Below are 18,563 nucleotides of genomic sequence, written 5' to 3'. Positions count from 1 at the left end.
GATGTTTTCATTACGCTTTATTTCTTTATCTATTATATTATTCTGAAGCTTCACCAAAGTCAGACTCTGCATAATCAGAACCCTCATCAGCACTTGGAAGCTTTCTCACTCTTACCTTCTCTATTCTTCTATGGTCAACAAATTCAATTAAGAAGGAAAGCGAACCGTCTGTAATTGCATCACCTTTATCAGGAAGTCTTTCAAAAAGTTCAATAAGCTTACCTGCGATGGAATCATAGTCATCTGATTCATACTCAGTGCCAAAGAACTCGTTGAAGTCATCAAGTCTGGTAGAGCCAAGAACCATGTACTCATCCTGATCTAACTGAACTATATCATCCACTTCGTCACCGTCATACTCGTCACGAATCTCTCCGACTATCTCTTCGAGTAGGTCTTCAAGAGTAATAAGACCTACAGCGGCACCGTACTCATCAAGCACTATACACATTGAAAGTGAAGAATTTCTCATTTCTATGAGAAGTTCAGAGGTCTTCTTAAACTCATAGGTAAAGTTAGCCGGACGAAGAATCGACTCGATCTTAAACCCTTGTTTATCACCCTTGTAAAAAGCCACATCTTTCAGGTAGACTATACCGATTATGTTATCGTAATTCTCCTGATATACCGGAAGTCTTGAGTATTTATCCTTTTCAAAGGCAAATAAAAGCTCGTCATAGCTGATATCGTCATTTATCATATACATATCAACCCTAGGCACCATTACATCTTTAACCAGAGAATCACCAAAGTCAACCACGTTGGTTATCATTTCTTTCTCTTCGTTCTCGATGATACCCTCCTCGTGGCTTACCTCCACATAGGTTAAAAGCTCATTTTCGGTAATTCCTGTAGTCATCTTGTCAGGATCGATGCCAAAGATTTTAAGTATTCCGCCGGAAACTATATTTAAGAGAAATACCAGCGGGGTAAACAACTTCATCAAAAACAGCAGTATAGGTGCGTAAGCAAGAGAAAGCTTCTCTGCGTGGATAGTTGCAATCGTCTTTGGGAGAACTTCTCCGAATACAAGTATAATCATAGTGAGGATACCTGTACCTATACCGACGTAAACATTTCCAAATAGCCCAAGCACAAAGGTTGTTGTAAGAGCAGAAGCTGAAATATTTACCACGTTGTTGCCTATTAACACCGTGCTTATAAACTTCCTCGAATCCTCGGTTATTTTCGCTACCAGAGCAGCATTCTTAACCTCTTCTTCTACCATAGAACGGATTCTAATCTTGTTTACAGATATAATTGCTGTTTCAGCCGATGAAAAAAATGCTGAAAGCAGAACTAGCACAAAAAGCACGATAATATTTATCGCGTCACTGGGGTCCAAATCATCATCTCCTTAGTTAAATAATTTTAAAATAGTACAAAAATACCCCTATATCATACTAGAATAAAGGGTTTCTGTCAAGAGTACTAGACAAATTAGAGTAAATGATTTACACTATAACAGATATTGCATACAGCAAAGAAGTTATAACTAAAGCTAGTATGATAAATGTAAAAAAAGTCGTATGACAGGTAAATTAGGAGTTTTAATATGTTAGCAAGTGAATTATTGGCTTACATAAAAGTTAAGAAAATCTATGGTGATATAGAAAACATTGATATAAAATATATTTCACAGGACAGCAGAGATATAAAAGAAGGAACTGCTTTCATCTGTATAGAGGGAAGTCAGGTAGATGGACACACCTTCGTAGAAAGTGCGGGAGATAAGGGGGCTAGCCTTTTCATCGCAAGTAAAGATATCTCTGATAAGGCGGGAAATATCCCAGTGGTATATGTGAAAGACACCTTGAAAGTGATGGCACTTTTGTCAAATGTACTCTTTGGAGAGCCTAGCGGAAGGCTGTTCATGGTGGGGATAACAGGGACCAACGGGAAGACGACAACGAGTTACCTGATTAACCATATTTTTGAAGAAAACGGGCAAAAAACCGGACTGATAGGAACCATTCATCATAAGATAGGAAAGAAGATTATACCGACAAAGAATACCACACCGGTATCAGTTACCCTTCAGGGACTGTTAAAGGATATGGTGGAGGAAAACTGTGACTCCTGTATTATGGAGGTTTCATCACACGCACTTGCACTTGACAGGGTGATTGGCTGTGATTTTGATGTAGCAGTATTTACGAATTTATCTCACGAGCACCTGGACTTACATAAGACCATGGAAAACTATGCCCGCACCAAGGAGCTCTTATTTACCCAGCTTGGGCATACTGTTAAAAACGGGAAATTAAAGACTGCTGTGCTAAACATAGATGATGAGCACTCAAGGGAATACAGACTCCATACTCCTGCAGAGGTGATTACATACGGAATAAATGATAAAAGTGCAGATTTTTATGCGGACAATATAAGCTTTGATGACTGGAAGATGAAGTTTGATTTGCATTTTTTAGGCGATGTATATAAGATAGAGACCCACCTGGTGGGTGTATTTAATGTATACAATGTGCTTGCGGCTATATCTGCTGCCTATGCTAAAGGAATCGGGATTGAAGAAAGTGCTAAAGCCCTAAAGAGCTTTACCGGAGTGGGCGGAAGGATGGAAGTTCTTCATACGGATAAGGGCTATAAGATAATTATAGACTTTGCACATACTCCGGATGGACTCTTAAATGTGCTTAAAACTTTAATCAAGGTGCCGCACAAGAGGATAATTACCCTCATAGGGCATAGCGGTGGTAACAGAGACTCCAGTATGAGGCCTGATTTGGGAAGGATTGCCCTTGAGAATTCGGACGAGGTTGTATTTACAGCTGATAACCCTAGAAATGAGAGCATAGCCCACATTGTAGAGGGACTCATTTCAGATTGTGATAAAACAAATTACACTGTAATAGAAGATAGAAAAGAAGCCATTGAACACGCCTTAAAGATGGCAGGTGAGGAAGATATAGTACTGCTTGCAGGAAAGGGTGTAGAGCCTTATCAGGTAATAGGAAACGAATATCTGCCATACAGCGAGATAGACACGGTAAGAGAGATTCTTGGCAGGATGTAAGGAGAGAATATGTGTGGATTTGTAGGATTTTGCAGTAAAAATGTAAAAGATAAAAATGTAATAAAAGAGATGAATAACCAGATTATTCACCGTGGTCCTGACAGTGATGGTTATTATTTTGACAAAGATGTTAACTTTGGCTTTAGAAGACTTAGTATCATTGACTTGCACGAGGGCTCTCAGCCTATATTAAATGAAAGCGGCGATACAGCCATCATATTTAACGGAGAAATCTATAACTATCAGGAGCTTAGGGAGGACCTTGTGGCTAAGGGCTACAAGTTTAAGACACATACAGATACGGAAGTTATCTTACATGGCTATGAAGAATACGGCGAAGAAGGAATTTTAGCTAAGCTTCGAGGGATGTTTGCTTTTACTATCTGGGATAGCAAGAAGGAGAAGCTCTTTGGTGCAAGAGACCACTTTGGTATCAAGCCTTATTATTATGCTTTACTTGATGGAGACTTACTCTTTGGCTCAGAGGTTAAGTCCTTCCTTAAGTACCCAAAGTTTAAGAAGGCAGTAAATGAAAAGGCACTAAAGCATTATTTGGTTTTTCAGTACAATCCTCTAGAGGAGACTTTCTTTAAGGGGGTTAAGAAGTTAAGACCGGGGCATTATTACATATACGAAAATGGGAAAATGGAGATAAAGACCTACTATAATCTTACTCTTGATTATAAGGACATGACCTTTGATGAGGCTGTGGGCAAGATAGAAAAAGAGGTAGAAGAGTCAGTTAAATACCATAAAATCAGCGATGTAGAGGTAGGCTCCTTCCTCTCAGGTGGAGTTGACTCTAGCTATGTGGTGGCAACAGCTCTGCCTGATAAGACATTTTCAGTGGGCTTTGACAACAAGGGCTTTAATGAAACTATGTACGCAAAGGAGCTTTCGGACAGCCTTGGCATTAAAAACTTTGCAAAGCTGATTACTCCTGATGAATTCTTCGAAGGCATCAATAAGGTGCAGTATTATTCTGATGAGCCACACGCAAACCTTTCCTCAGTGCCTCTATACTTCCTCTCAAAACTTGCATCTGAGCAGGTCAAGGTGGTGCTCTCAGGAGAAGGTGCTGACGAGCTTTTTGCAGGCTACAATGAGTACGCAGATGCACTACCTCAGAGGATGTATAGGAAGCTTCCTTTTAGCCTTAGACATAAGCTCTACTTGAAGTACAAGGATAGGAAGCATTTTAGGGGGCAGACCATTATATTGAAATACGGTCAGAAGGTAGAGGATAGATACATAGGGCCTGCAGAGATCATGACGGATGAGCTTGCGAATTCCCTTGTCACCTCTAAGTATAAGAATGCTGAGACCTCAAGGGATTTGACTAAGAAATACTATGACGAAGTTAAAAATATGGATGATGTCTCAAAAAGGCTTTATCTGGATATGAAGATGTGGATAGTAGAGGACATCCTTCTTAAAGCTGACAAGATGACTATGGCAAATTCCATAGAGCTTAGAGTGCCTCTTCTTGACAAAAAGATGTGGGAGCTTGCAAGAACTATCCCTGTCAGACATAAGGTACATAACGAGATAACCAAGTATGCCTTTAGAAGGGCTGCCAAGAACAAACTTCCTGAAGACTGGGCAAAGCGTAGGAAGCTAGGCTTTGTTGTGCCTTTTGTGTTATGGATTAAGGAAGAGAAGTATTATAAAATAGTTAAGGAAGTCTTTAACAAAGACTTTGTAAGTGAGTTCTTTGATAAAGATAAGATAAACAAGCTCTTAGATGACCATTTTAACGGCATAACCAATAACGGACGTAAGGTATATACTATCTATACCTTCTTAAAATGGTATGAAATCTACTTTAAAGGAGCGGCAGCATAAGATTTGTAAGAAGGCAAATAGCAGCAATGCTGCACTGTAAGGAGCTATACTTTTGGCATTAACATCAATATATACGAGGTAGAAGCAATGAATAAGGCAGTAGTATTAGGATGCAATTATTATATCGGACTTAGTGTAATCAGGTGCTTGGGCAGGGAGGGCGTTCACGTTGTAGCTTGTGACTACGACTTAAAGAATGCTTATGGAGCAAAGTCCAAGTTCGTATCTGAATTCTTAAAGATTGACAATCTGAACAAGTTCGGAGAAGAAGCCTTTACCGGTCTAGTTGAGTATGGAAAAAAGCAGTCAGAAAAGCCTGTTCTTTTGCCGACACACGATAAGTACGTGGAATTCATAGACAAATACTATGATGAGCTTTCAAAGTACTACTTAATCAGCCAGGCAAAGGGACTTAATTCCAAGCTTCTTGACAAGTGGACCTTACACGATATAGCTCTTGAAAATGGCGTGAAAATCCCTGCAACCATTAGCGTAAACGATGAGAATCTGGTGGAGAGAGTTAAGAATGAAGTAGGATTTCCTTGTATAATCAAGCCTTTTGATACAGTTAAGTTCACCAAGGTATTTAGAAACAAGGTCTTCATCTGCAAGAACCTTGAAGAGATGGAAGTAGGTATAAAGAAGGCAAAGGATAATGACATTGAAATCTTTGTACAGGAGATAGTGCCGGGCTTTGATGACTGTATGCTGACCTACGATTTTTATATTGCAAGGAGTGGAAAGACCACCCATTATTTAACTGCACAAAAGCAGCGCCAGTGGCCTATTAACTTTGGTGCTTCAGTATTTACCATTCAAAAATACAATCCAAAGCTTGTTGAGATATCAAAGCCTTTCCTTGAGAATATAGGCTATAGGGGCTTTGGAGAGATAGAGTTTAAGAAGCACGAAAAGACAGGAGAGATTTACCTCATTGAGATAAATGCAAGAACAACCAACTTTAACAACATGATATATAAATGTGGTATCAATATGCCTTACATTGCTTATCTTGACCTTACAGGCGGCCTAAAGGAGAGTGACACCAAGTTCATAAATTATAATACAAGATATGCGTTTATATATGGTTTTGAGGATATAGTTGCCATCCTCAGATATAAGAAGACAGGACAGGTAGGCATCTTAAAGTCCTTAAGGATATCCTTTTCAAGAAAATGGGCTCCTGCCATCTTTGCCGCAGATGATATGGCACCTTGGTTCTTCTTTAACAAACGACTGCTTGGCAAAGCCTTTAAGAAGATATTTAGGAGGAAATAGTGTATAAATTAGGAGTTATCGGAGGCATGGGGCCTTTGGCTACAGTCAGCTTTTATGAGAGAGTTGTGCTTAATACAGCAGCTAAATGTGACAATGAGCACATAGACATGGTGGTTTTAAGCCATGCATCCATGCCTGACAGAACGAAATGCATTATTGAAAATAAAGGCGGAGAGTTTTTAGAGGTTATAAAGAAAGATTTTAAAATACTTGAGGATATAGGTGTAGAGGCGGTTGCAATTCCCTGCAACACAAGCCACTATTTCTTTGACGAGTTTAAGAAGTTTACAAACCTTAGGATAATCAACATGATTTCTGAGACTATTCTTGAGGTTAAAAAAAGAGGGATTAAAGAGATAGCAGTCTTTGGAACTCTGGGGACTCTGAATTCAGGAGTATATGAAAAATATGCCGGAGAGAATGGTATTCTTGTTAAGGAAGTATCTGCTAAGGACAAACAGGTTGTAATGGATATAATATATAATATCAAGGAAACCAATAACTTAGATGGCAGCAGGTTTGTGGACATGCTTAAGAGATACTGCAACCCACAGACAATTGGAATAATAGCCTGTACGGAGCTTAGTCTCCTTGATATTCCTGAGGATATAAATACTATTGATGCTCTAAATGTGCTGGTTAAAAGAAGCATTGAACTAAGCGGAGCGAAGGTAAAGTAAGCCTTACTTTTTATCAGCCCCCACATAGTTTCCAAGCAGAGTAAAGCTATCAGCTTCAGCCTTAAGACCTGTGATGGCGTTTATTACCCCTGCATCATTTAAGTTGCCGTCAAAGTCAACGAAGAAACGGTATTGCCAGCGTCTCTTAGGTATAGGCCTCGATTCTATATTTGTCATATTGATATTGTTGTATATGAAGTTTGAAAGTATGCTGTAAAGTGAGCCGGTTTTATGAGGGATCTCAAAGCTGATGCTAATTTTATCAGCATTTTCAAGGTAGTTACCGCCTTTTCCTATTACTATGAAGCGGGTAGCGTTAAGGGTGTCATTGGCAATATTTTCTGCAAGCACCTTAAGCCCGTAGAACTCTGCATTTGCCTTACTTGCAATGGCGGCTTGGTTTATCTTGCCGTCATTTTTTACCTTTAGTGCGCTTTTTGATGTGCTTCCATAGGCAAAGGTATTCCAATCAGGGTATTTTGTGAGGAAATTCGAACACTGCAGCAGTGGCTGAGGGTGTGAATATACCTCTGTTATGTCAACGAGGTTTGCCGAAGGCAGTCCTAAGAGAGCATGATCGATAGGCTCAATTGCCTCTCCTATTATATGAATCTCATACTCCATAAGTAAGTCGTAGATATCTGATATGCTCCCTGTGGTGGAGTTCTCAATAGGAAGCACACCATACTCTATACTTCCATTACCTACAGCCTCACAGACCTTCTTAAAGCTATCAAAGGATTTAGCCTTGGTATCATTTCCAAAGAAGTCCTTCATAGCCCTTTCAGTATAGGTACCGCTGCCACCAAAGAAGCCTATGTTATCTGCTGAATAAGAAGTAACGGATGAAGAAGTTTTGGATACGTCTGCAATCTTCCTGTACTGATACTTGCGGCTGATTGACATAATCTGTGTAAATAACTCTCTTAGTGCTGTTTTGCCAAAATCATCCTCACCAAAGCCCTCTATAACCAGAAGCTTTTCTTTTTCACGGACAGCATCATATACAGGCTTTCCTGTGGCTATTTTATAGTTAGCAACATCATCTGCAAGCTTCATTCTCTCGTTAAATAAGGAGATTATCTTACTGTCTATTTCATCTATTTTTACCCTTGTTTCGCTTAAATCTATCATTGGTCATCCTTTCAATATTAATAATCACCTTTAATTATATTGAAATAGATTCAAAAGGCAAGTATAATTGTAATGATAAGGAAGTGTACACCACGTACTCATATGACAGGGAGGCAATAGATGCAAAAGAGAAAACTGGGAAGCATAAAGTCCAATATACTGCTGCTTTTAGTTTTGGTGACAATAGCTACTATATTTGTGGTAGCAAAGTATTCGGGCAGAGTTATACCAAATGTCGAGGGAGCAGTTGGCAACACAGCCTGCAACCTATACAATGGAGGACTTTTCTGTGCTGATGATGACAGGATTTATTTTAGTAACCTAAACGATGGCGGGGCACTTTATTCGATGTCAAAGAATCTGGATGATTTTCAGTATATGCAGGAAGACACAGTCGGTTACATCAATAATACTTCAAATTATGTGGTATATTCGAGGCTTAACTATACCAGAAATGACAGCGTGAAGCATGTACTGCAGTTTTCCTATTCAGGTATATACAGGGTGAATAAAAAAGGAAGCCACTCAATAGGAGGCATATATGCCTATGATGTGGGTGCCGTAAGCCTGATAGGCAATGAGGTATACTACCAGAAGCACGAAAAGGATGGCAATATGAATCTTTACCGTGCAAGCCTTGATGGTAAGAAGGATGAACTCTTGCTTGAAGAAAAGGTTGTACCTGGAACCCTTACAAGTACCAAGATATACTATGCTGGAGCAGAGGGAGACCATTATATATATTCTTTTGATCCTGATTCAAAGCAGAAAGTGGTTATATATAAGGGAAACTGCTATCAGCCTGTACTAATAGGCGGCAATATCTACTTCATATCACTGTCTCAGAACTATAACATAGCTAAAATAGATGAGCTTGGACAGAATCCTACCATACTTGTAGAGGAGAAATGTTCATATTACAATGTAACTCCTGATGAACAGTATATAGTTTATCAGGTAGATGACGGGAAGAAGAACAGGCTTGAGGTTATGGATCTTTCTACGCGTAAAAAGACAGTTGTTAAGGAGGGAGACTACAACGGTATAAGTATAATCGGAGACAGGGTGTTCTTTAGGGAGTTTGGAACTGATGACGAATACTATTTTTCGTTAAATGCACCGGATGTGGTGGAGAGTTTCAATCCGCCTGACCTTACTGAAGACAAGAAGAAATAAGGAGGAAATACAATGGAAGTGATGAATGATAAGGAAAGAGAAGAGGAAGTAAAGAAGCAGATAAGGAGCCTCAGGCGCATAGCCTTAGCCATCTTTATTGTGCCTATGATTATCTTTGTTATCATCTTTGCATTTTTAATAAAGGCCAAGGCTGCTGATTATGACTATGATAAGCGCTTTGGGGTATTTATAGGAATTGGTAGAAAAGACATAGACAAGCTTAATGACTATCAGACAGTGATTATAGATGCAGAGCTTTTTACTAAGGCTGACATTAAAAAGCTAAAAAAAGCGGGTAAGAAGGTATATACCTATCTAAGCATAGGCTCACTTGAGGACTATAGGCCTTACTATAAGAAATTCAAGAACTTGGCTCTTTCTGAATACGAGGGCTGGAAGAGTGAGTACTGGGTAAATGTAGCTGATAAGGGCTGGCAGAAAGAAATGCTAAGGCTTGCTAAGGCATATAAGAAAAAGGGAGTTGACGGCTTCTTTATAGACAATACAGATGTCTACTATCAGCATAAGAAGAACAGTATATATAAGGGGCTTGTTAAGATACTAACAAGTATAAAGAAGATGAATACCGCTCTTATAATAAATGGCGGGGATGAATTCGTAACAAAATATCTTAAAGAGAATAAAAGTCTTAAAAAGATAGCTGATGGAGTAAACCAGGAGGATGTATTCTCACTTTGGGATGGAGAAAATACGGGTACTCAGAAAGAGGATGTGACAAAGTATTATACGGATTATCTTACGAAGCTTTCCAAAAAAGGAGTTCATATTTATCTTACTGAATACGTGGAAGATGATGATGAGCTAGAGGAGAAGATAGCTAAATACTGCGAAAAACGAGGCTGGGATTATTATATTTCCGATGACTTAAAACTTGACTAGAAATCACATTTAGTTCAAAAGTCCTTCACAAAGTCAACACAAATTGATTTTATTATAATGACATAACAAATGAAGCGAGTGCTTTTTAGGTTATGTCATTTTTAATAATTGATATTGTTTAATTTAAGGAGGTAAATCATGGACAATTATAACGGATTAAATGAAAACGAAAAGGGTAGCCAGACAAGTACCGGTTATTACGGAAACTACCCTGTAAACGATGGAAACCCAAATGGCGGCGGACAGGGTAACAACGGCAAGAAGAAAAAGAAATCTCATCCGATGGCATTTGTGCTGGTAGCTGCACTTCTTATCGGTGGTTCAGCAGGAGGTGGAGTTTACCTTGGCAATATGCTCTCGGCAAAACAGGCTGTATCCAATCAGGCTATAGCACCTACTGAAACTGCAAAAGAAGCTGAAACTAAGAATACAGTGACTCTTGCTACTACAAAGGATAGCGGAAATGAGGTTGCAACTGCTTCAGATGTTTCGGGAGTAGTTGAGAATGTAATGCCATCTATAGTCTCTATAAGTAACGTGTATGACACTGTTGCAACCAACGTATTTGGTCAGACATACAAGGGTCAGAGCGGTGGAAGCGGCTCAGGTATCATTATTGGACAGAATAATAATGAAGTGCTTATAGTAAGTAACAATCACGTAACTAAAGCAGAGACAGGTGCTAAAAATCAGAAGATAACAGTTACATTTAATGATGAGACTACTGCTGAAGCAACGGTTAAAGGTGCAGACGCAGGTGCAGACCTTTCAGTACTTTCAGTAAAGATGTCTGATATAAAGAAAGACACCCTCTCAAAGATAAAGGTTGCTACCATAGGTGATTCATCAAAGCTTAAGGTTGGACAGATGGTTATAGCCATTGGTAATGCACTAGGTTATGGTCAGTCAACTACAGTTGGTTATGTAAGTGCTCTTAACAGAGAAATAGCTGATGAGGACTATACTATGAAGCTCATCCAGACAGATGCAGCTATCAACCCTGGTAACTCAGGCGGTGCTTTACTTAATGCTAAAGGTGAGGTTATCGGTATCAACTCTGTAAAGTATGCTGATGAAAAGGTAGAAGGAATGGGCTTCTCCATCCCTATCTCAACAGCTCTCCCTATAATCAATGACCTTATGAACAGAGAAGTAATTCCTGAGAATGAGCAGTCTTATCTTGGAATCATGGGCAGGGATATAACAAAGAACTACAACCAGATTTACGGTATGCCTATAGGTGTATATATTACCAATGCTACAAAGGGCAGCCCTGCTGAAAAAGCAGGACTTAAGATGGGTAATATAATTACAGGCTTTAACGGAGTAGAGGTTAAGACCATGGCTGAGCTTCAGTCAAAGCTCTTATCTGTTAAGGCTGGAACAGTAGTTAAGCTTACCATAATGCAGTATGTAAACGGACAGTATGTGGAAAAAGAGGTTCAGGTAACCTTAGGTAACAGGTCTGAACTTAAGAATTCTAATTCTAAGTCCGAGGACTCTTCAGAGTATCGTAACAACAACGACAATAACAACAACAGCAATGGAAATAACGGAAATGATGGAAGTAACGAAGGTGGAAACAACTATTTTGAATCACCATTTGGCGGCTCAGACGGCGGTTCTGAGGAGAATCCTTTTAACTTCTTCTTTAACCACTAAATATTAATTGATAGACTGCAGAACTTACTGAAAACCATGTGTTTAATGGACATTCTCCTTTGATAACTGCCACATATACAGATAATCTGTGTATGTGGCGGTTTTTTATATGATAGGAATTTTCACCAAAATTCCCCATCACATAAAAATCTCTCCGAGGGTTCTCACTGTGGCGGATATATAGATGCCACTATCGATGCTGTAGGCGGTGAATCAAGCAAGGTAGATTCTTTATTATGTGACTTGACTAAAATGTGTATGCAATTTCTACAAATAAGATAAATTGTTGAACTTATAAAAAACTGCAAAAAATTGTTGACTATAGTGAAGAACTGTGTTATACTTCTTTCTGCAAGTGAGGTGCCAAACACAATCCTTGTAATAAGCGCGAGTGGCTCAGTTGGTGGAGTACAACCTTGCCAAGGTTGGGGTCGCGGGTTCGAGTCCCGTCTCGCGCTCTTTATTATTTTAAAGATTAAAAGTCTTATTTTGGTAGAAAATTACCGGAGTAAGGCTTCTTTTTTCCCCCTTTTCACTCCTCTATTTTATGTGATATACTCATACATAGGTCTGTGGTGCTCTTACCTGCCACAAGCCTTCTAACAATCAAAGATACGGAGAATAATATGATTAAATCCAAGTCAATCAAACAAAGAGTATTTGAAATAATTCAGATAGGAAGCAGAGAGGATGTGCCAAGCAGAATTGGAGATTTCATCATAGTAGCTACTATCTTGCTAAATATTTTAGTATTGTTTCTTGGTACCTTCGAAGAGTTAAAGCGGTATTTTGGGCTTTTTAAGGTTGTAGAAACAACTACCATCATTTTATTCAGCGTTGAATATGTGCTTAGAATCTGGACTGCTGAATACATATATACAGATGTGGGGAAAATGAGGGCGAGGTTTAAGTTTCTGGTTTCTCCTGAGGGCATAATAGATTTACTAACTATCCTGCCGTTTTTCTTTCTTTACGGCTTTGCAGCCTTTAGAATACTTAGGGTAGTTAGGATATTTCATCTTTTCAGGCTGAATGTAAACTATGATTCTTTTAATGTAATTACCTCAGTTTTACTCGAAAAGAAAAACCAGATTTTATCTTCTGTATTTATCATAGTAGTACTTATGCTTGCTTCATCTTTGTTTATATATGGAGCTGAGCACGATGCCCAGCCTCTTGCCTTTAAGAATGCGTTTTCAGGGATATGGTGGAGCCTCTCAACCATATTTACGGTGGGCTACGGAGACATTTATCCTATAACTGCTGTGGGCAAGATTATGGGGGGTATCATCACCTTTTTAGGTGTAGGCTCAGTAGCCATACCTACAGGTATAATCTCAGCAGGCTTTGTGGAAAACTATACGGAAATGCAGAGAAACCGCCTAAGTGAGGCAAAAAATAAGACAACGGGAAGCATTACCATAGAGAAAAAGAGTGAAGATGTAGGCAAGCTCATTAATGAACTTGAGAAAAAATATGGAGTGGATATAGTTGTCATCTTAAGGAATGGAGTCATGGTTATGGCAGAGGATAAAGTAAGGGCTAAGGCTGATGATATCCTTATTTACAGGGATATTGTTTAAGAGGATTTATAGGGATTTTGCAGTGGATTTTAGTTTGAAAGGTAAAGCATAGTGATTGAACAAAAGTCTAAATCATGCTATACTGATTTGGTAGAGATTTTTTGAATTACTATCCGGAGGATATTATGGGGAAAATGAGATTAGTTACAAGAAGTGATTTTGACGGGCTTGTATGTGCAATGATTCTTAAAGAGCTCGATATAATTGATGAAATTAAATTCGTACATCCTAAGGATGTTCAGGACGGAAAGATTGAGCTTACTGAAAACGATATAACTACCAACCTTCCTTACGATGGAAGGGTAGGACTTGCTTTTGACCACCATGAGAGTGAGCTTAGCCGTGTAAATGCAGTAGAGGCAAGCGAAAAATTCATTATTGACGGCTATGCGAAGTCAGCAGCAAGGGTGGTTTACAACTATTATGGAGGAGCTGAGAGAATAAAGAAAGTTTCTTCTGAGATATTGGCAGCGGTTGACAAGGGAGACAGTGCAGACTTTACGGTTGATGATATTCTTGAGCCGGAGGGATGGACCTTACTTAACTATGTCATGGATGCAAGGACAGGACTTGGAAGATTCCACAACTTCACGATATCAAACTATGATTTGATGATGAAGCTTATTGACTACTGCCTCAATCATTCTATAGATGAGATACTTGCCCTTCCCGATGTAAAGGAAAGAGTGGACCTTTACTTTGAGCAGCAGGATTTGTTCAAGAAGCAGCTTAAGAGCCTTGTGAAGGTAGAAGGCAAGGTAGCAGTTATTGACCTTAGAAACGAAGAGGTTATCTATGCTGGAAACAGATTTATGGTTTATGCCATGTATCCTGATGTTGAGATTTCTGTTCATGTTGCATGGGGTTTCCAGAAACAAAATACTGCGGTTATGATTGGTAAGTCTATTATAAACAAGGAATCTAACGTAAATATCGGAGATATCTGTCTTGAATATGGGGGGGGAGGCCACGCAAATGCAGGAACCTGCCAGCTTGATAATGATAAGGTTGATGCAGTGCTTCCAAAGATTATAGAAAAATTAAATAGATAATATTTTAAAGATAAGCATCCTCTTGGGTGCTTTCTTTATGAAATTAAGTAAAGCTATAGCAATCATATATAGTATAGTGTATTATAGTTTTAACAACTTAATCATATGGTTACTTAAAGTTAGGAGGCAAGATGGGTATAATAATTAAAAACGGTCATTTGGTAGATGTAGAAGCAGACAGAGATGGGCTTTTTGACATTTATGTAAATGATGATGGCAAGGTGGAAAAGGTAGGCGCTAGAGGAGAGCTTGACTGCCTGGTAAAAGAAGGCACTGAGGTAATTGATGCCGCTGGGAAATATGTACTGCCGGGATTTATAGATCTTCATGTTCATTTTAGAGAGCCTGGCGGTGAATATAAAGAGACAATAAAAACGGGAAGCAGGGCTGCTGCAAGAGGAGGCTATACAACTGTTGTAACCATGCCAAACACCAAGCCTGTTATGGATACAGTAGAGCACCTAAAGCTTCAGCTTGACGCAATAAAGAAGGATGCAGTCATAAATGTACTTCCAAGCGGAACGGTTACCATGGGTGAGGAAGGGAAAGTTCTCTCGGATATGGAAGGAATGAAAAAGGCAGGGATTGTTGCCATAAGTGAGGATGGAAGGTCTGTGATGGATCCGGAGATACTAAGAGCCGGACTTGTAGAGGCTGCAAGGCTTGGCCTTCCTTTCTTTGACCACTGTGAGGATGCAAACCTTGTAAACGGTGGAGTTATGAATGCAGGTGTCAAGTCAAAAGAACTTGGGATGCCCGGCATAACCAATGAGGTCGAAGACAGCATCGCCAGAAGAGATATAGATATCGCGGCTAAAGTAGGGGCAACCATCCATCTTTGCCATTGCTCCACAAGGGAGACTGTAAAGTATGTCAAAGAAGCGAAGGAAAAGGGGTATTCTGTAAGTGCGGAAGTATGCCCTCATCACTTTACGCTGGCTGATGAGGATATAGTAGAGGATGATGCAAACTACAAGATGAATCCTCCTCTTAGAAGCAGGGCTGATGTAGAAGCTCTACGAGAAGGGCTTAAGAGCGGTGTTATGGGAATGATATCTACCGACCACGCTCCACATTCTAAGGAAGAGAAGGAAAAAAGCATAAAGGATGCACCGTTTGGCATAGTTGGTCTGGAAACCTCATTTGCACTCGCAGTAACTGAGCTTTTGGGTAAATACCTTGATATGAAGGCTCTTGTGGAAAGAATGAGCCTTACCCCTGCTAAGCTCTTAAAAAACGGCAGAGGAACTCTTAAGGAGGGCTCTGTAGCTGACCTTGTAATAGCAGATATAGACCAGGAGTATGTTATAGACTCTGATAAATTTTTATCAAAAGGCAAGAACACTCCTTTTAACGGTAAAAAGGTAAGAGGAAAGGTTCTTTATACACTGTGTAACGGAAAAGTTGTATACAAGGAGGAAAAATAAATGATAGAGAAATTAGTTGAACGCATTAAAAAGCTTGAAGCACCTATAGTTGTGGGACTTGATCCTACACTTAATTTTGTGCCGGGGTTTCTTCTTGATAAGGCGATAAACGAAAAAGGCGAAACTCTTGAAGCTGCAGCTGATGCGATATTTGAATTTAACAAGAAGATAGTAGATGCTGTCTATGACTTGATTCCTGCGGTTAAGCCTCAGATAGCAATGTATGAGCAGTTTGGTATACCGGGGCTTATGGCATTTAAGAAGACTCTCGATTATTGCCACGAAAAAGGGCTTTTGGTAATAGGAGATGCCAAGCGCGGAGATATAGGCTCTACTTCTACAGCCTATGCTATAGGCCATATTGGCAAGGTGAAGGTAGGAAGTACTGAGATTGCTCCTTTTGATGAAGACTTCCTTACTATAAATCCTTACTTGGGCTCCGACAGTGTAGTTCCTTTTGTTGAAGAGTGTAAGAAATACGATAAAGGTCTCTTCATCCTGGTTAAGACCTCCAACCCTTCAAGCGGTGAGTTTCAGGATCAAAAGGTAGGAAAGAAGGCTGTATATGAGCTTGTAGGAAAGAAGGTAGACGAGTGGGGAGCAGAGCTAATTAAGAACGGATACAGTGATGTAGGTGCGGTAGTTGGAGCCACCTATCCTGAGATGGGAGAGGTGCTTAGGGAGATAATGCCAAAGGCCTATATACTCGTACCGGGGTATGGTGCTCAGGGTGGTACAGCGGCTGAGCTTAAGCCATTCTTTAATAAAGACGGCCTCGGTGCTATAGTCAATTCTTCAAGAGGAATTATAGCGGCTTACAAGCAGGAAAAGTATGCTGAGTACGGTGCTGAAGGCTTTGCTGAGGCTGCCAGGGCGGCTGTGATTGATATGAAGAATGACATTGCATCTATATTCTAAGGAGAAATTTAATGGAATTAAAGTCTAAGATTAAGGCTAAAATACTTGAAAATACTAAGCTTTCTGAAGATGTATTTTCGATGTGGATAGAAGCAGGAAGTATGGCAGGAGAGGCTCGTACAGGGCAGTTTGTGTCCCTCTATGTAAATGATGGCTCTAAGCTTTTACCTCGCCCAATAAGCATCTGTGAGATAGACAGAGAAAACGGGAGGCTTAGGTTAGTATACAGGGTGGTTGGTGAAGGTACAAAGGCTTTTTCTAAGCTTTTGCCTAATGTAGACAGCATAGAAGCTGTGGGAAGCCTTGGAAAGGGATTCCCAGTGGATAAAACAGGTGATTCTGTTCTTCTTTTTGGGGGTGGGATAGGCATTCCTCCTCTTCTTGAGGCTGTAAAGGAGCTTAAGAAGAATGGAAAGAAGGCTGTAGTAGTACTTGGATTTAGAAATAAAGATACCTTCCTTGTAGAGGATTTTCGTAAATACGCAGAAGTTATCATCGCGACAGATGACGGAAGCCTTGGATGCAGGGGTACTGTAATTGATGCCGCAAACGAGATTAAGGCTGCTGAAAAATACGGCATTACCGACATCTTCTCCTGTGGACCTATGCCTATGCTTAGAGGGGTAAAGGAATACGGAGAGAGCAGAGGACTTCCAACCTATATTTCTCTTGAAGAGAGAATGGCCTGTGGTATAGGTGTCTGCCTTGGCTGCGTCTGTGAGACTAAGGAAGTTGACCATCACAGCAATGTAAATAACACTAGAGTCTGTAAGGACGGACCGGTATTCTTATCTACGGAGGTGGTTATCTAATGGGAAATATGAGTGTGGAAATAGCCGGAGTAAAGCTTAAGAATCCGGTAATGACAGCTTCAGGAACCTTTGGCTCAGGTGCTGAATTTATGGATTATATAGACCTTTCTCTCCTGGGTGGACTTACCACAAAGGGCGTTTCTGATGTGCCTTGGAAGGGTAATCCTACTCCCAGGGTGGCAGAGACAGCTTCAGGCATGCTAAATGCCATAGGACTTCAAAACCCGGGAATAGATGTATTTATTAAGAGGGACTTAGAAAAGCTAAGAGGGATAGATACTGTAGTGATGGCAAATGTCTGCGGTCACACTACTGAGGAATATGTAGAAGTGGTCAAAAGACTTGCAGACAATGATGTGGTAAAACTCCTTGAAATCAATATTTCCTGTCCTAATGTGAAAGCGGGTGGAATTACCTTTGGCACCAACCCTGATGCGGCTTTTGAAGTAACAAAGGCTATTAAAAAGTATGCCAAGCAGCCTGTAATTATGAAGCTTACACCTAATGTAACTGATATAACAGAGCTTGCCAAGGCCTGCGAGGCCGGAGGGGCTGATGGCTTGTCTCTAATCAATACCCTTACAGGGATGAAGATAGATATTCATAAGAGAAAGTTCGCTCTTGCCAACAAAACAGGAGGTCTTTCGGGACCTGCAGTCAAACCTGTTGCAATCAGAATGGTATACCAGGTAAGGAAGGCTGTAAACTTACCTATCATAGGTATGGGTGGAATAATGACAGGAGAGGATGCAGTAGAGTTTCTTATGGCAGGAGCTACTGCGGTAAGCGTAGGGACTGCGAATTTTAACAACCCTGCAGCAAGTGTTCATGTGGTAAAGGGAATTGAAGAATATATGTCAAAATATGGAATTAGTGATATTAACGAGCTTATTGGCTGTGTAGAGTAGTAAGTTATTTGCAGACTTAGGCTAAATGTCAAAGAATTGACATAGAATTGTACATGATGTAGGCAATTAGAAAGGAAAACTTAAGAATTAACTCATAAATCTGACACAGAAGAATTTTATACTTTGCTCAGAACTTAAGTAAAAGCTTTAACAA

General features: G+C 39.9%; 15 protein-coding genes and 1 tRNA gene. 14 read left to right on the top strand and 2 right to left on the bottom strand.

Translation table 11 applies throughout. The features are described 5' to 3' along the window. Positions 1-37: 37 nt before the first annotated feature. Positions 38-1,345: an HlyC/CorC family transporter gene (locus JJN12_RS07030; RefSeq protein WP_208429006.1), complete on the bottom strand. Its 1,308-nt coding sequence runs from the start codon at positions 1,343-1,345 to the stop codon at positions 38-40. Between the two features lie 210 nt (positions 1,346-1,555). Between JJN12_RS07030 and JJN12_RS07025 the strand changes: the two genes are divergently transcribed. The 4 genes from JJN12_RS07025 to JJN12_RS07010 all read left to right on the top strand — a co-directional run bounded on the left by JJN12_RS07025 (position 1,556) and on the right by JJN12_RS07010 (position 6,837). Further along, on the top strand, positions 1,556-3,034 hold the full coding sequence (locus JJN12_RS07025; protein WP_208429005.1) for a UDP-N-acetylmuramoyl-L-alanyl-D-glutamate--2,6-diaminopimelate ligase: 1,479 nt from the start codon (positions 1,556-1,558) through the stop codon (positions 3,032-3,034). Positions 3,035-3,043: 9 nt separating this feature from the next. Continuing rightward, entirely contained in the window at positions 3,044-4,879 is a 1,836-nt protein-coding gene (asnB, locus tag JJN12_RS07020; protein ID WP_208429004.1) for an asparagine synthase (glutamine-hydrolyzing), read from the top strand. Between the two features lie 87 nt (positions 4,880-4,966). After that, positions 4,967-6,157 carry a carboxylate--amine ligase gene (locus JJN12_RS07015; RefSeq protein ID WP_208429003.1) on the top strand — a complete coding sequence of 397 codons (1,191 nt, stop codon included), beginning with the start codon at positions 4,967-4,969 and terminating at the stop codon, positions 6,155-6,157. Then, positions 6,157-6,837 (top strand): aspartate/glutamate racemase family protein, encoded by a 681-nt coding sequence (locus tag JJN12_RS07010; RefSeq protein ID WP_208429002.1) that lies wholly within the window; start codon positions 6,157-6,159, stop codon positions 6,835-6,837. Before JJN12_RS07015 ends, JJN12_RS07010 begins: the two co-directional genes overlap by 1 nt. Before the next feature lie 3 nt (positions 6,838-6,840). Here the strand turns inward: JJN12_RS07010 and pheA are convergent, their stop codons facing one another. Further along, positions 6,841-7,971: a prephenate dehydratase gene (pheA, locus tag JJN12_RS07005; RefSeq protein ID WP_208429001.1), complete on the bottom strand. Its 1,131-nt coding sequence runs from the start codon at positions 7,969-7,971 to the stop codon at positions 6,841-6,843. A gap of 120 nt (positions 7,972-8,091) precedes the next feature. On the opposite strand from pheA, the gene JJN12_RS07000 reads away from it, so the two are divergent. The 10 genes from JJN12_RS07000 (at position 8,092) to JJN12_RS06955 (ending at position 18,409) form a co-directional block, all read left to right on the top strand. Next, entirely contained in the window at positions 8,092-9,147 is a 1,056-nt protein-coding gene (locus JJN12_RS07000; RefSeq protein ID WP_208429000.1) for a DUF5050 domain-containing protein, read from the top strand. 12 nt (positions 9,148-9,159) lie between these two features. Beyond that, positions 9,160-10,047, top strand: a complete 888-nt coding sequence (locus tag JJN12_RS06995) for an endo alpha-1,4 polygalactosaminidase (protein WP_208428999.1) — start codon at positions 9,160-9,162, stop codon at positions 10,045-10,047. A gap of 138 nt (positions 10,048-10,185) precedes the next feature. Further along, positions 10,186-11,709 carry a S1C family serine protease gene (locus tag JJN12_RS06990; protein WP_208428998.1) on the top strand — a complete coding sequence of 508 codons (1,524 nt, stop codon included), beginning with the start codon at positions 10,186-10,188 and terminating at the stop codon, positions 11,707-11,709. A gap of 385 nt (positions 11,710-12,094) precedes the next feature. Beyond that, positions 12,095-12,167 (top strand) — tRNA-Gly (locus JJN12_RS06985). A 168-nt stretch (positions 12,168-12,335) separates the two neighbouring features. After that, on the top strand, positions 12,336-13,292 hold the full coding sequence (locus tag JJN12_RS06980) for an ion transporter (RefSeq protein ID WP_208428997.1): 957 nt from the start codon (positions 12,336-12,338) through the stop codon (positions 13,290-13,292). Positions 13,293-13,417: 125 nt separating this feature from the next. Then, a complete protein-coding gene (locus JJN12_RS06975; protein ID WP_236013724.1) occupies positions 13,418-14,344 on the top strand; it encodes a DHH family phosphoesterase in 927 nt (308 codons plus the stop codon). Positions 14,345-14,475: 131 nt separating this feature from the next. After that, positions 14,476-15,771: a dihydroorotase gene (locus tag JJN12_RS06970; protein ID WP_208428996.1), complete on the top strand. Its 1,296-nt coding sequence runs from the start codon at positions 14,476-14,478 to the stop codon at positions 15,769-15,771. After that, the gene (gene pyrF, locus JJN12_RS06965) at positions 15,772-16,689 is read left to right on the top strand and encodes an orotidine-5'-phosphate decarboxylase (RefSeq protein WP_208428995.1); all 918 of its coding nucleotides are present in this window, start codon (positions 15,772-15,774) and stop codon (positions 16,687-16,689) included. A gap of 11 nt (positions 16,690-16,700) precedes the next feature. Then, a complete protein-coding gene (locus JJN12_RS06960; RefSeq protein WP_208428994.1) occupies positions 16,701-17,501 on the top strand; it encodes a dihydroorotate dehydrogenase electron transfer subunit in 801 nt (266 codons plus the stop codon). After that, positions 17,501-18,409 carry a dihydroorotate dehydrogenase gene (locus tag JJN12_RS06955; RefSeq protein WP_208428993.1) on the top strand — a complete coding sequence of 303 codons (909 nt, stop codon included), beginning with the start codon at positions 17,501-17,503 and terminating at the stop codon, positions 18,407-18,409. Before JJN12_RS06960 ends, JJN12_RS06955 begins: the two co-directional genes overlap by 1 nt. Positions 18,410-18,563: the final 154 nt, after the last annotated feature.

The organism is Catonella massiliensis (assembly GCF_016651435.1).
GTDB lineage: Bacteria > Bacillota > Clostridia > Lachnospirales > Lachnospiraceae > Catonella > Catonella massiliensis.
The sequence above is the reverse complement of the archived record's forward strand: the minus strand, read 5'-3'. Positions and strand labels throughout refer to the sequence as shown.

Excerpts from the sequence above, each read along its gene's own strand:
- pyrF (WP_208428995.1), top strand. The coding sequence starts at position 15,772 with ATGATAGAGAAATTAGTTGAACGCATTAAAAAGCTTGAAGCACCTATA.
- JJN12_RS07015 (WP_208429003.1), top strand. The coding sequence starts at position 4,967 with ATGAATAAGGCAGTAGTATTAGGATGCAATTATTATATCGGACTTAGT.
- JJN12_RS06990 (WP_208428998.1), top strand. The coding sequence starts at position 10,186 with ATGGACAATTATAACGGATTAAATGAAAACGAAAAGGGTAGCCAGACA.
- pheA (WP_208429001.1), bottom strand. The coding sequence starts at position 7,971 with ATGATAGATTTAAGCGAAACAAGGGTAAAAATAGATGAAATAGACAGT.
- JJN12_RS06980 (WP_208428997.1), top strand. The coding sequence starts at position 12,336 with ATGATTAAATCCAAGTCAATCAAACAAAGAGTATTTGAAATAATTCAG.
- JJN12_RS07000 (WP_208429000.1), top strand. The coding sequence starts at position 8,092 with ATGCAAAAGAGAAAACTGGGAAGCATAAAGTCCAATATACTGCTGCTT.
- JJN12_RS06975 (WP_236013724.1), top strand. The coding sequence starts at position 13,418 with ATGGGGAAAATGAGATTAGTTACAAGAAGTGATTTTGACGGGCTTGTA.
- JJN12_RS06995 (WP_208428999.1), top strand. The coding sequence starts at position 9,160 with ATGGAAGTGATGAATGATAAGGAAAGAGAAGAGGAAGTAAAGAAGCAG.
- JJN12_RS07025 (WP_208429005.1), top strand. The coding sequence starts at position 1,556 with ATGTTAGCAAGTGAATTATTGGCTTACATAAAAGTTAAGAAAATCTAT.
- asnB (WP_208429004.1), top strand. The coding sequence starts at position 3,044 with ATGTGTGGATTTGTAGGATTTTGCAGTAAAAATGTAAAAGATAAAAAT.
- JJN12_RS06960 (WP_208428994.1), top strand. The coding sequence starts at position 16,701 with ATGGAATTAAAGTCTAAGATTAAGGCTAAAATACTTGAAAATACTAAG.
- JJN12_RS06970 (WP_208428996.1), top strand. The coding sequence starts at position 14,476 with ATGGGTATAATAATTAAAAACGGTCATTTGGTAGATGTAGAAGCAGAC.
- JJN12_RS06955 (WP_208428993.1), top strand. The coding sequence starts at position 17,501 with ATGGGAAATATGAGTGTGGAAATAGCCGGAGTAAAGCTTAAGAATCCG.